This is a genomic window from Spiroplasma sp. ald (genome assembly GCF_044714355.1).
Classification (GTDB): domain Bacteria; phylum Bacillota_I; class Bacilli_A; order Mycoplasmatales; family Mycoplasmataceae; genus Spiroplasma; species Spiroplasma phoeniceum.
The window spans coordinates 1-12,740 of the sequence record NZ_RXFY01000023.1 but is presented as its reverse complement, the minus strand read 5'-3'; the positions used below and the strand labels follow the sequence as shown (position 1 = coordinate 12,740).

The following is a 12,740-nucleotide window of genomic DNA, read 5'->3' as shown; positions in this document are numbered from 1 at the left end:
TTTTTAAAAAAGTTATTAAAAGGTACTTCGGAAGCGGTATTGGGAGTTACAGTGCAAGTTAATATTCCTTATGAAGTGCGATTTAAAGGAATGCAAGCGAGGGATAGCATTGAACCTGTAGTAGTTATAACTAATAATTTAGAAATTTTAAGAAATATTCAAGATAAATTAGAAGAATATTTTCTTAGTTTTATTGACAATATTTTTAAACCACTAGATTATAAAATTATTTGTACGGAAGACTTGTTTTTTAACGATATTGACCCAGATTTCTTAGTTTGTTCATTTATTAAAGAAAAACTAAAAAAGGAAGAAATTAAATTTTATGATAATGTTCGCTCAACCCTGACAAATAATATGAATAATAAATTCTTTTATATTACGAGTCACTTATATGAAAGTGAGTCTGTGTTGGTTTGAGCGGGAGAGGGGTATCCTGAAAAAAATTGACAGTAGAAAACTTTTTAAAATTTTATAAAAAAATATGCCAACAGATGGTGATTATTAATATAAGGAGCATTCTATACAATTTTAAGCCAAACCAAAGTAGAATTGAAAATTTACCATTTCCAAAACCAAATAGTGCAATATTTTTTAAAACAAAAATTAGAGTTTTAGTTGGGAAAGAGAAAGTTGATTTATATTTACAGGAATTTGCGGAATATAGTAATAGATTTTTGACATTATTATAAATTAGAAACATGGAAGGATAATTATCGTTTGGTTTTTAAGATGCGGCAAAATGAGTTTGATGCATTAGTTAAAAGTGCTAGTGTTTGAGAGCAAAAAGTAGAAACAAAGGATTTTACGCCAATTTTTAGACCCATTTTTAATTTTTTTAAAGAAAAATATAAATGAGATTTAAATTCTAAGTTCAAGATATACCTAAATAACCACGGAAATCAAAAATATAAAATTAATTTAATCAAAAAGCAAGGTTTTTTTGTTGTAGAAGTATTTAGACCACGACTAAAAACATTTTTCCCTTTTATACGATAAATTTTGGTTATAATTCTTTTGCTTATAGTTTCTTTATTAGACCTAGCAGTAAACAAGTTATTAATGATAGTGACTTTGTATTTTTACAGATGCTAGAATTTAAGGTTGGTTAATTTTTATAAAAATAAATTAAATAGTAAAAAAGATAATTATTGAAGAAATTAATAATATTCCAGCAATGATTAATAATATTTTTCGTGTTTTTTTAATTATTGCTTCTTCGTCAGTTAAAGTGGACTGGTAACGGCGACGATGATCATTAAAGTAAGCTGCGGCTTGCTTATTTTTATATCAGCCTAAAATTAATCAGATTAATAAAATTAAAACAAAGAAGCTAACAACAATTCATTCTGTTTTTTTGATATCTTTAAAGGCAAAAATTCCTAATAAAAAACTAATTCCAAGTAAAAATGCACTAGTTAAAATAGCAATTAAATAATGGTATCAAGTAATTTTTTTTAGTTTTTGATAAGTTTCTAATTTTATTGTTTGATTATGGTATGTTTCTTCAACAATTTCTTTAACTTCTTTTTCATGAATTTCTTTTTCTTCACGTTTTAATTGATGTAATTCTTTAAAAATATTTTTCTTTTTTGCCATTATTTCCCTCACATTAATATTTTTTAAATTTATTATTAAATTATATTGTATTTTACAAAAAGTAAAATATAATTACATAATATAAAATTATATTTTGTATCAAGTACATTATTTTGAATAAGTTATTTTAAGCACATTATTTTATTAAAATTTGATAAAAGGGACATTTTATTTTTCCTTAGAACTAGGGAGGGAAAAAATATATGAAAAATATTAAAAAAGAGAAAGATATTTCTAAAACCAATTTTGATATTAGTAAAGAATATGATAATAAGTTTGTTAATGTTGATTTAGATTATCAACAAGCAAATAAACGAACATCACTTTTTACTGAAATGAAATATAAAATGGCAATTTTTAATCATCACTGTCGGGAGTTTTTTGATCGTTTTCCATTAATAGGTTATTCATTAAAAAGAATCTTTTTTGCAATTATTACTTTATTGCTAGCAATTTGTGTAATTTTTATTTTATTGCGATTAGTAACTCCCGATGATATTTATATTAAAGACATTGATATTGATAAATTAAATATTTTACCAGGTACACCAGAATATAATGCTTTATTGGAGCAAAGAATGAAAATTTTTGGAGTATATGGCTCAATTTGAAGTCAATTAGGAACATATTTACGAAATATTATGCCTTTTATTAAAAAAACAATAATTATTAATAGTACTTTTGATCCAATAACTGGTGAATTAGTTGGTGAAAAAGTTACAACATGATTTTACTTAGGAGTTGTTTTTTCAACAGCAGTAGCACAACCAGGAGAATTAGTGTCAGATATCTTTGCACGAGCAATTCCGTATTCATTTGGTTTTGGGTCAGTTGCAGTGTTATTAGCTTATTTAATTGGTGTGCCATTAGGAATCATTGCGGCAAAAAATAAAGAACGTGGTGTTGATAATACCATTAATGCTGGGTCAATTATCTTTTTAGCAATTCCACCGGTTGTTTTAGTCGTAGGGATTTATTTAATTTCAATTAATGTTTTTTATGCTCATGGTTTATTTAGTTCGGGAACTTTTGATACTAAATTTTGACCAGTATTTGCAATTTTTTTAATGATAACACCACCAATTGTTATTAATACAAGACGATATGTTATTGATGAAATGACTGCTGATTATACTAAGTTTGCCCTATCAAAAGGAATGACTAATCGTTATATTTTCTATATTCATATTTTCCGTAATGCGGGGATTCGAATTTTTCGTTTATTACCAGCAGCTTTTGTAACAACAATTTTTGGGGCAAGTATCTTTGCTGAACAAAATTGAGCAATTCCAGGGATGAGTAAATTTATTGTCTCGGGTGTTGGAAACAAGGATTCCTTTGTTGTCATGGGATATATTCTATTAACAGCAACGGCTGGAATTGTTACTAGTTTAATAGCCGATATTATGATGGCGATATTAGATCCACGAGTAAAATTAACAAAATAAAGAGAGGAGAAAAGATGATGCGAAGAGTTACAGATGAAGAGTTACTTGATTTTCAAAGTTATGATATTAATAATTATTTAGATTCAAGTTTATTTGAAATTGTTGGTCCTCAACTAGAAGAGAATGAACGAATTTCAACGAAATCATATCGTTATTGAAAAGTAGTTGGTCAAATTTTAATTACTAAAAAAACGTTTATTGTTTGTTTATTATTATTACTTGCAATTATCTTATTAACAGCGATTGTCCCAATTGGTAAAGTTGCGAACCCATTACCTGCTGATTTACCAATTCCTAATTATCAACAACCTTTAGCTCCAAATGCAACTTATTTATTTGGGCTGGGGATGAATGGTGAGAATTATTGAGATAAAATTTGAATTGGAATGCGAACAACCTTATTATTTACATTAATAATTGCCTTAATTCAAATTTTAATTGGTGTTATTGTTGGTTCAATTTGAGGATTTTATAAAAAATTTGATATTTTATTTATTGAAATTACACGCTTTTTAAATTTAGTACCAACACTAATTTTATGATTAATTATTATTTTTGCTTTAGGTAAAAAAATGCCCGTGATTATTTTTGCCGTATCACTTACTAGTTGAATTACTTTGGCAGAGGTTATCCGAGTCCAAATTATTTTAGTCCGAAATACCGAATATAATCTTGCTTCAAAAATGTTAGGAACATCTGGACCAAAAATTGTGACAAAAAATATTATGCCACGAATTTTACCATTAATTATTCAAACAGCATCCTTTGCTGTACCAATGGCTATTGCAATTGATTCAACATTAAATTACTTTAACTTTGGTTTTGTCCAAGGACGTGAAAATACAACATTAGGATTTATTTTAAATGAAGTATTAGCATCTAGTAAGTGACAAGATTATCCACATTTATTAATTATTCCTATTTGTTTTATTGCTGGAACATCGGTTTTATTTTTCTTATTCGGAAAAGTATTTGCTGACTCATTAGACCCCAAAAACCATTATAAATAAAAATAACGTATTAAAAGGAGATGTTGCTTTATGGAAAAAGAAATTGTTATTTCAATTAAAAAATTAATAATAAAATTTAAAACTCGTGCCAATGTTTTAACTGCTATTCGAAATATTTCTTTTGATATTTATGATGGTGAAACATTAGCAATTGTTGGCGAGTCGGGGAGTGGTAAGTCAGTTATGACGAAAACATTTACTAATATGTTAGAAAGTAATGGCTGAATTAGTAATGGTTCAATTGTTTATTCGCCTTCAAAAAATATTTTAGCGGATGATTTAGCGTATTTTCGAAAACCAGTTCATTTAGTTGATTTCCATAAAATTTTATTAGATAATAACTTACAAAAAAATATTATTAAGTATAATAAAAAACGAATTATTAGAACAAAACAAAAAATAAAAATGATTAATAATTTGGAATTAACTAATTTGCAAACAGCAATTATTGATTTACAAAATAAAATTGAAGTGTTAAAAAAACAAATTAGTTTTAGTCATTCAAACCGAATTAATAATAAAATAGGAAAACTTAATGCACAATTAAAGGAATATAAAAATCAACAAGAGATGTTGTTAAATCCTGAATTAAAACAAAAAAAGATTGAATTTTTACAAAATCGAATTGTTGGTTATAAGAATGAAATTGACAAAATTAAAAAATTAACTTGAAGTGAAAAACAATTATTAGGGAAAAATATTCAGTTTTTAAAAAATTATTTTGAGCAAAAAATTATTCCTTTGCCAACAGAATTTAGTAAAATTCAAACTTATTTTAGTAAAAAAACTTATACCGATGGGATTCGCTATCGGATTAACAAATTAAATCAGTTAATGGCGAGTGGAAAACCATTGGATGCTGCTAATTTTTCTAATGTATATGAAGAATGAAATTTAATTAAAAATTTTGAATTTATCAATAAATTAAAAGTGGCAAAACAAATTAGTAAATTACGTGGTCCAACAATAGCAACAATTTTTCAAGATCCAATGACATCGTTAAATCCATTATTATCAGTTGGCTTTCAAATTTCAGAAGTATTACGAAAACATCGTAAAATGTCACGAGCAATGGCAAAAAAAACAGCAATTGAATTACTAGAAAAAGTTGGAATTCCAAAGGCTAAAAAGCGTTATCATGATATTCCAAGAATGTATTCGGGTGGAATGCGCCAACGGGTAGTTATTGCAATTGCTTTAGCTTGTCAACCAAAAGTTTTAATTTGTGATGAACCAACGACAGCCTTAGATGTTACAATTCAAGCACAAATTCTGGATTTAATTAAATCATTACAAAAAGAATATAAATTTACTGTTATTTTTATTACCCATGATTTAGGCGTTGTCGCAAATATTGCTGATCGGGTTGCTGTAATGTATGCTGGTCAGATTATTGAGTATGGAAAAGTGAATGATATCTTTTTTGATCCAAAGCACCCTTATACTTGAGCGTTATTATCTTCTTTACCACAATTTGGTCAAAAAGGGGAAGACCTTTATTCAATTCATGGTTCACCACCATCATTATATGCAAAAGTATACGGAGATCCATTTGCTCCTCGTAATCAACATGCGATGAAAATTGATTATTTATTAGAACCACCAATGTTTAAAGTAAGTGAAACACATTATGCAAAAACATGACTATTAGATCCACGAGCTGCAAAAGTAACAAAACCAAAGCAATTACAACAGTTAGAACAAATTAAAAATGATACAAAGGTAGGTGATTAAGATGAACAAAAACGAACAAGAACAGTTTATTATGGTTCGCGATTTGTTAATTCAATTTCGCCAAAAAAATAAAAAAGTAAATGCAGTTAAAATGGCAAGTTTTGATATTTACCGTGGAGAAATTTTTAGTATTGTTGGTGAGTCGGGAAGTGGTAAGACAACGATTGGCCGTGCCATTGCTGGTGTGCAACCAATTAAAGATGGAACCATTTATATGGATAAGCATTTGATTCGGGGAAAACCACCACAATTATATAAAATTAATTTAGATATTAATGAAAAATTGCGATTATTACGAAATAATAATATGTTATTAAATAAAAATTTAAGTAACTATATTAATAATTTAAAAATTAGTTATTATCGTTATTTTGAAAATAAAAAATATGTTGTTAATACGAAAGAATTAATACCCTATACAAATAAGCAATATTTAATAACAACTGACCTTGAATTAAAGAAAGTTGATTTACTAAATTTTAATCATAGTAACAATCATTTTACATTAGTAAAAGAAATGTATGAACATAATTTAATTTTATTAAAAGATATGTTAAAAGCTTATCAACGAATTTTTCGTTTTATGGATAATTTGCATGAATGAATTCCATCATTATCTCTTGCCCTAGAAGAAGAAATCAAAGATCGTGTTCGCGGAAATATTGAAATTATTGAAGGAAATATTTTATTAGGGCATCAAATTTATAAAGTTCTTTTAAAATTAGAAGAAAATCGTAATGCTCTAAAAGAAAACCTTGTATTAGAACAAACACAAAAATATTATGATGCTTCTTTTGAACAATTAGCAAATTTATTATCAATTCATACTAAATTGTTAAATGAAATTCATTTTTTACATAAAAATCAACGGGCAGTTTTTATTCTTTTTGTTCCGAAGGGAAAACGAAAAAAATATATTTTAAGTTATAATAAACGTTTTAATGTTTTTAAAAATGATTTTGAAAAGACATATTTACAGGAATTACAAAAGTTGGAATTAGAATCGCAAACAAATCCACAAGCAATTATTGCCTTACAGCAAGCATATCAAACCAGTGCTTTAATGATAAAAATTGCAACAACAGATATGGCAAAGACATTAAATGAATTAGTAACCACGTCTAATTTGAAAACAAGTTTAGCAACATTACCAAATAATGAATGAAAAGAAGGATTAATGACTTTGATTAAGAAAAGTGCAACAGTAGAACAGCAACAAATGATGCTTGCTGATTTATCATATTTAGCACGACATGGGGTTTTTCGTGATCAAACAACAATTAAATTATATTATCAATGAGTAGGTAAGAAGTATAAAACTTCAGAATTGGACATTATTGCTTCTAATCGTTTATTAGATTTATTAGATTTACCATTAATTGATGAAATTGTTAAAAATGCGGAATTGTTTAAATTACCCACAAGGCGAGAAAATCGTTTACAAAAGAAAAAAATTCAAATGATTTTTCAAGATCCATCTTCGTCATTAAACGATCGAATCTCAGTTGAAGAAATTATTGGAGAAGGGTTAACAAATTTTCCTGAATTATATCAAAATAATACTGCTCGCCAGTTATATTTAACTTATTATAATAATAATTTAGGAAAAAATGAAAAACCATTAAAGTTAGAGCAAATTAAAGATCGTGATGTTAAACATTTCTTAATTTTAAACATTTTAAAAGAGGTTGGATTATTACCAGAACATTTATCACGTTATTCACATGAATTTTCAGGAGGACAACGACAACGAATTGGTATTGCTCGGGCATTAATTATGAAACCACAATTTATTATTGCTGATGAACCAATTTCAGCATTAGATGTTTCAATTAGAGCCCAAGTTTTAAACTTATTAAAAAAATTTCAACAACAATATAATTTAACTTATATTTTTGTTGCCCATGATTTATCGGTTGTTCGGTTTATTGCTGACCGAATTGCTGTTATTTATCATGGTCAACTTGTTGAATTAGCAAACGCTGAAGAATTATTTACTAATCCATTACATCCATATACGCGTGCATTATTATCAGCAATTCCGTTACCTAATCCAAATTATGAAAAAGAAAAAGTTCATTTTATCTATGAACCAGAAAAAGAACATTGAGATTACTTATTTGATTTACCAGAGTTTACTGAAATTAAAACGGGGCACTATTTATTTGGGAATTCACGTGAAATTGCTGCAGCAAAAGCTAAACTTGCTATGGCAGTTGGCAGAAAGGAGGGGTAACGATGTTTAAAAAGAAATTGGCATTTTTTGCTAGTTTTACGGCAATAACAACAGTAACACCATTAGTTGTTTCATGTGGAATTAGTTTAGATTTGTTAGCAAATCGTTTAATTACCGATAATTTTTTTCGTTCTATTTTTAAATTCCCCTTAACATCATGATCAAGTGCATCAACAATGTTAATTGAAGATAATAAAATTTTAGCTGATGTTCTTGGAACATTAGTAGCAACTGATAAATATAATCGTAGTTTCGGTGATCTTGCTGAGCAAAAAGATAAAACATCAAAATATGTTGGAATTCCTAATGCTGATCAAAGTGAATGAAAATATAAAATTTCACCACAAGCAAAATGATTTGATTATCAAGGTAATTTTCAACGGCAAGTTAAAGCTAGTGATATGATTAATACTGCTAAGTTTGTTTTATTTCCAAAGAATTTATCGGCAACATCAGGATTATGACGAACTTTTATTAGTGGGGCACAAGAAATTTGAGAGTATTTTCAGGCAGGTAATTATCAACCAGATTATTATAATGATCTAAATTGAAAAAAATTAGGAATGACAATTAATGAGGCTGATGATGAAATTACCATTAAATTAACAAAGTCAGCAGAATATTTTGATACTTTAATGACTTATTTAGCTTTTGCACCATTACCAGAAAAGGCGTTACGACAAGGTTATAATTATGGGACCAATTATAAAAATATTTGGTATTCAGGAGCATATTTAGTTGAAAAATATAGTTCAACTTCACAAATTTTATTGCGAAAAAACCCCGCCTATCAACATGCCAAATTAACATACATTGATAAATTAAATTATACTTATTTAGCAAATAATGATGTTTCGCGTGAACGTGTTTTATTTGAATCAGGTGATGTTAATGATTTTCTAGTTGAACCAACAGATAGTAATGGTTGAAAGAAATATGTTGGTTCTAATCCTTCTAATCCAATTTTTAGTGGTGCATCAAGTATTATTAATCCTGATCCAACAACATATACAATTATTCATAATTATGCGAATAGTGATATTTTAAATTCAAACCCAGTTCGTGCTAAGCAAGCATTAAATGCAAGTAAGGCGTTACAATATGATAAAGTTCGAAAATATTTAGCAACCCAACTAGACCGTAGTAAATTTGTTAAATATTATTCCGAAGCCCTAGATGATTCACCAACTTCCAAGTTTTTACGAAATGTTTATACTGCACGTTATTTTGTTTATAATGGGGGTGTTGATTATGCGTCATATGTTGAAGAAGCATATGCAAACCATTTTTTAGATGGTAATGCAATGGCTGCCAGCCAACTATTAAAAGATAGTAGTGATGCTTTATATCATAACAAAGATTTATTAAAAAATGATGATAATATTTTAAATGATATTCGCACTTGATTACAAACAAATATTGGTGCTTCACAAGTTGAATTTCGCTTTTTAATGAATGGAGCATACACATTAACAATTAATAAATTTTTATTGAATATGATTGACTCATTTAACGCTGAAAATGATGTAATTAAAATTATTCCAGATATTACTGTTGATGCTACAGAATATGAAACCCGTCGTAAAAAAGCCGATTGAGATATGCAAGCAGGAAGATGATCACCAGATTATGCTGATCCATATACTTACTTACATACCTTTTCCTTAGGTGGTGATTTACAATATTATTTTGGAACTTCACGGGTTTTTAGTGACCTAAAATTAACGAATAACCTTGCACCAGACTATGCAACAGTTAAGGATCAATTGAATAATCCATATTGAAATCTTTTAAAAAATACAACAGCAATTGAAAATTTTTATAATGTTTTTAAAAATTATACTAACCAAATTGCGGCAAGTGATGAAATTACTGATCCCGTTCGCTTAGCTGATCGTTATCGAGGTTTTGCCGAAGTTGAATTTAATGCTATTTATACTAATTTTATGTTTATTCCAGTTTATGTTCCAAATGGATCATATCAAATTCGAATTTCATATGTAATACCACGAACACAAGTTACAATTGGGTACGGTAGTTCAAAATATAAACATTGAGGAATGGTTTTAAATCCGTACTTACTAACGACACAAGAACGACAAATTATTGAAAAACGTTATCAACAACAATTAGCAATTATTAAAACTGATAATGCGGCGTTTAGGGAAGATTATTAATATGAAAAAGTTGTTAACATCTTTTACGGCTTTAATGGTTATTAGTGTTCCTGCGACTGTTGTCAGTTGTGTTAGAATGGAAACGCGTGATCGTAGTAAAATTTCGTTATCTTTATTTAAAAGTGAATTAGCTTTAATTTTTGTTTTTGAAACACAACAACCAACCACAAAAGTAACTGAAACGATATTTCAAAATGCAGTTTATGATGCATTAGAAACAAACGAATATCATGGTGAAATTCCAAATGCGGAATTAAAATTTATTTATTATGACAAGGATGGCATTTCAAAATCGTGAACTGATTTACCTTGACAACCACTAGCAAGTGGCGGTGCAAAGACAGCATTATTATGAGTACAAATTATTGCTAATAAGAATAGTATCCATTTTGCAGATAAAACTGATATTATTTCGATAACATTATATCAAACCCAACCACTTGCATTAGATACCATTACATTTAATTATGAAGCGAAAGTGTTAAAAGCCTTACCAGTTGAGAATATGATGGCTTATTTTGCTATCTTAAATCCAACATTTTATTTCTCACCCCGTCATTTTGCAATTACTAAAACAACTGATTATGTTATTATTAAGGCGTTATCAACTTCAAATCGATATCGTGGTGAAAAGCGTATTAATATTTAGGTTACCTTACAATTTTATAAAATTAAAATATTTGGAGAAAATTTGTTTAAAAGAAATTTTCTCCTTTTTATTGATTTTAATAACTATCTGTTTAAAATTACGATATAATTAAACTACGAACAATAGAAAAAGAAGAAGATGATGATTAGTGTAAACGATTTTCGCCCAGGATTAACGTTTCAATATGAGGGTAATATTTACGTAGTAATTAAAGCACAACATTCAAAATCTGGTCGTGGGCAAGCACATGTTAAAACAAAAGTTAAAAATTTGCGTAGCAATGCAACTACAAATATTACTTTCACTGGTGGTGATAAAGTTGAAAAAGCAATGATTGATAATGTTGAAATGCAATATTTATATGATGATGGTACGAATGTCATTTTTATGGATACGCAAACTTATGAGCAATTATAAATTCCCTCAACTAATTTAGTTTGAGAAAAAAATTTTTTAAAAGAAGGAGTAATGGCTTCTGTTACCAAATATGATGGTGAAGTATTGGGAATTATTTTACCAGATAAGGTCGATCTAACAGTTACTGAGGCAGAAGCAGCAGTAAAAGGTGATACTAGTTCTGGTGCAATGAAAAAAGCAGTGCTAGAAACTGGCTGAGAATTACAGGTTCCGTTGTTTATTAAAGAAGGAGAAGTTATTACTGTTTCAACTAGTGATGGAAAATATTCCGGACGAGCTTAATTTTAACAATTCATAAAAGGAGAGATTGAAGATGAATAATAATTTTAATGAATTAACAATTGAAAATAATCATCGTGGGACAATTGTTGTTAGTTTATTAACAATTAAAAAGATTATTTTATATGCAATCCGTGGTATGACTCACCAATATTTTGCAGATAAAGTTGAATGTCGGATGATTGATAATTCATTATTGCAAATTTATATTAGTGGAAAAGTAATGGCAAAAGAAAACCTAAATGATTTAACAGTTGAAATTAATGAAGCAATTATGAAAGAATTAAGTTATTCATTACAAATTAAACCAAAAAATATTAGTATCGCTTATCATCATTAATAATTTAATAGCGAAGTAACTATAGAAAAAATATTTTTTTATTTAATTGATTTTTAATGATAGTATTATTTTATATTAAAAATTTATCAATTATTAATTTAGCAACATAACAAAATTATCACAATTTCAGAAAGGAAATACAAAATGAAAAAATTACTAAGTTTATTATGTGTATTAACTATCAGTGGAACTACAATGCAAACTGTTATTGCTGCTAGTAGTTATGAAAAAAATGATATAGAAAATTGCAAAAGAAAGAAAAGAGAAAGTAATGATAAATTTTTACCAAAATTAATAAAAAATAGTAAATTAGGAAAAATTCCTACAAATAGCGAAGAAAATATTTTAGACCAAGTTGTTCGTTTAAATAGAAATATTAATAGAAATGATATAACCATTAACAGATTATTAAATAATCAAGCACAAATTGTATTGCGAGAAACATTAGAAAATAATAGTTTCCCAGAAAATAATTTTATTTGAGTAACTTTTGAAACAGATCCTGATATTGAAATTCAAGTAGGTAATTCAATTTTTTATAATCTTAATCCTGTTACAAGTAATTCAAATAAAAATAATTATTCTTATGTATTATTTGATAATAGAAACAACATTAATCTTGGAATAATACCAGATAATCGCCGAACTACAATTATACAATAGACTTCTTGCATAACCTATTAAAATAATTGTAAATATTTTTAAAAAGATACTAATAGCAAATTATAATTTTAATTAATTATGTCTTTTATTTAAAATTTAATATTTTCCTACAACGAAAAATGACTTTTTTATTTAAATTATTTAATTTTAAATACATCTTCTATGCTATTTATAATAATAGNNTTCTT

At 27.3% G+C, this 12,740-nt stretch carries 10 protein-coding genes and 2 pseudogenes; 11 read left to right on the top strand and 1 reads right to left on the bottom strand.

Annotated elements, in window-relative coordinates; genetic code table 4:
- Together EHU54_RS02180 and EHU54_RS02175 are read left to right on the top strand one after the other, a co-directional pair.
- Positions 1-456: pseudogene (locus tag EHU54_RS02180) on the top strand (hypothetical protein); the annotation flags it as partial.
- 276 nt (positions 457-732) lie between these two features.
- Complete coding sequence (locus tag EHU54_RS02175) at positions 733-999, top strand: hypothetical protein (RefSeq protein ID WP_400248703.1); 267 nt, start codon at positions 733-735, stop codon at positions 997-999.
- Between the two features lie 129 nt (positions 1,000-1,128).
- On the opposite strand, the gene EHU54_RS02170 is transcribed toward EHU54_RS02175, so the two are convergent.
- A complete protein-coding gene (locus tag EHU54_RS02170; RefSeq protein ID WP_400248702.1) occupies positions 1,129-1,599 on the bottom strand; it encodes a hypothetical protein in 471 nt (156 codons plus the stop codon).
- A gap of 203 nt (positions 1,600-1,802) precedes the next feature.
- On the opposite strand from EHU54_RS02170, the gene oppB reads away from it, so the two are divergent.
- The 9 genes and pseudogenes from oppB (at position 1,803) to EHU54_RS02125 (ending at position 12,552) form a co-directional block, all read left to right on the top strand.
- Entirely contained in the window at positions 1,803-3,047 is a 1,245-nt protein-coding gene (oppB, locus tag EHU54_RS02165; protein ID WP_400248701.1) for an oligopeptide ABC transporter permease OppB, read from the top strand.
- A gap of 17 nt (positions 3,048-3,064) precedes the next feature.
- Complete coding sequence (gene oppC, locus EHU54_RS02160) at positions 3,065-4,057, top strand: oligopeptide ABC transporter permease OppC (RefSeq protein WP_400248700.1); 993 nt, start codon at positions 3,065-3,067, stop codon at positions 4,055-4,057.
- A gap of 30 nt (positions 4,058-4,087) precedes the next feature.
- The gene (gene oppD, locus EHU54_RS02155) at positions 4,088-5,791 is read left to right on the top strand and encodes an oligopeptide ABC transporter ATP-binding protein OppD (protein ID WP_400248699.1); all 1,704 of its coding nucleotides are present in this window, start codon (positions 4,088-4,090) and stop codon (positions 5,789-5,791) included.
- A 1-nt stretch (position 5,792) separates the two neighbouring features.
- The gene (gene oppF / locus EHU54_RS02150) at positions 5,793-8,027 is read left to right on the top strand and encodes an oligopeptide ABC transporter ATP-binding protein OppF (RefSeq protein ID WP_400248698.1); all 2,235 of its coding nucleotides are present in this window, start codon (positions 5,793-5,795) and stop codon (positions 8,025-8,027) included.
- A 2-nt stretch (positions 8,028-8,029) separates the two neighbouring features.
- Positions 8,030-10,204, top strand: coding sequence for an ABC transporter substrate-binding protein (locus EHU54_RS02145; protein WP_400248697.1), 2,175 nt, complete (start codon positions 8,030-8,032; stop codon positions 10,202-10,204).
- 1 nt (position 10,205) lies between these two features.
- On the top strand, positions 10,206-10,853 hold the full coding sequence (locus EHU54_RS02140; protein ID WP_400248696.1) for a hypothetical protein: 648 nt from the start codon (positions 10,206-10,208) through the stop codon (positions 10,851-10,853).
- 141 nt (positions 10,854-10,994) lie between these two features.
- Positions 10,995-11,552 (top strand): annotated as a pseudogene (gene efp / locus EHU54_RS02135) (elongation factor P).
- 31 nt (positions 11,553-11,583) lie between these two features.
- Positions 11,584-11,889, top strand: coding sequence for an MMB_0454 family protein (locus EHU54_RS02130; RefSeq protein ID WP_400248695.1), 306 nt, complete (start codon positions 11,584-11,586; stop codon positions 11,887-11,889).
- Positions 11,890-12,033: 144 nt separating this feature from the next.
- A complete protein-coding gene (locus tag EHU54_RS02125; RefSeq protein WP_400248694.1) occupies positions 12,034-12,552 on the top strand; it encodes a hypothetical protein in 519 nt (172 codons plus the stop codon).
- Positions 12,553-12,740 lie beyond the last annotated feature (188 nt).